The organism is Spirillospora sp. NPDC049024, assembly GCF_040649235.1.
Classification (GTDB): Bacteria; Actinomycetota; Actinomycetes; order Streptosporangiales; family Streptosporangiaceae; genus Spirillospora.
This window is the reverse complement of record NZ_JBEZFD010000063.1, coordinates 1-1311: the sequence shown is the minus strand read 5'-3', so window position 1 is coordinate 1311 and position 1311 is coordinate 1. Positions and strand designations below refer to the sequence as shown.

The following is a 1311-nucleotide window of genomic DNA, read 5'->3' as shown; positions in this document are numbered from 1 at the left end:
CACCTAATGGGAGCTACCGGGTCGGCCGCCGCTGGCAGACTCGGTGCCTGGTAGCCGCTGGTGAGTGAGCACTTTTATCACCTGGACCTTGGAGTCCTGGGGTCAGATCGTGCCCTCGCCGGTGGTCAGGGGCTGTTGATCGCTGATGGGATGTCGTGCCCTCGAGGGTTGGGGTGAGCACTGGTCCATTAGGTCGCCGACGCGCTCCTGCGGGCTGCTTGTGCCCCCGTTGTCGAGGTTGGAGGTCTGCGTGCTGTTCGTCGGGGATGACTGGGCTGAGGATCATCACGACATCGAGGTCCAGGACGAGGCCGGCAAGGTGGTCAAGCGGGCCCGGCTGGCCGAGGGCATGGCCGGGATCGCCCGGTTCCACGACCTGGTCGGCCGGTTCGTCGCCGACGACGCCGAGCCTTCGGAGGTGCTGGTGTGCATCGAGGTCGATCGGGGTCCGTGGGTGCGGGCGCTGGTCGCGGCCGGGTACCGGGTGTTCGGCGTCGATCCCAAGCAGGCGGCCCGGCACCGGGAGATCCTGGGCAGCTCGGGGGCCAAGAGCGACAGGGGTGACGCCCATGGCCTGGCCGACATGATCCGCACCCGTCGTCACCAGTTGCGCGAGGTCGCCGCCGACTCCGAGATCGCCGAGGCGGTCAAGGTCGTCACCAGGGCGCATCAGACACTGATCTGGGAACGGACCCGCCACATGCTCCGCCTTCGGGTGGCGTTGCGGGACTACTTCCCCGCTGCTCTGGCCGCCTACAAGCCCTTGGACCTCACCAGCGACGCGGTGCTGAGGCTGCTGGTCAAGGCGCCCACGCCCGAGGCCGCGGCGAAGCTGACGATCTCCCAGATCGCGGCCTGCCTGAAGGGCCGCCGCGACATCGAGGGCAAAGCCACGGCGATCCAGGACGTCCTGCGCGCCGAGTACCTCGGGCAAGCACCGTTGGTCACGACCGCCTACGCTGCCACGGTGAGGTCGCTGGTCGCGATCGTCACCGTCCTCAACAGCGAGATCAAGTCCCTCGAGGGCGAGGTCGAGGCGCATTTTGGCCGGCACCCGGACGCTGAGATCATCCTCTCCCAGCCCGGAGTGGGCGTGATCCTCGGTGCCCGGGTGCTCGCCGAGTTCGGAGACGCCCAAGGCCGCTACGCCTCAGCGAAGGCACGCAAGAACTACGCCGGAACGTCTCCGATCACCCGCCAGTCGGGCAAGATGCGCACCGTCCACGCCCGGTTCGTCCACAACGACCGCCTCGTCGACGCCCTGCACATGCAGGCGTCCTGCGCCCTGCTGCACGATCGGCACGTCCGCGC

1 protein-coding gene is annotated in these 1311 nt (G+C 68.5%); it reads left to right on the top strand.

Annotated elements, in window-relative coordinates:
• Positions 1-250: 250 nt before the first annotated feature.
• A partial coding sequence (locus tag AB0C21_RS43315) for an IS110 family RNA-guided transposase (protein WP_500212347.1) occupies positions 251-1311 on the top strand: 1061 nt, incomplete at its 3' end.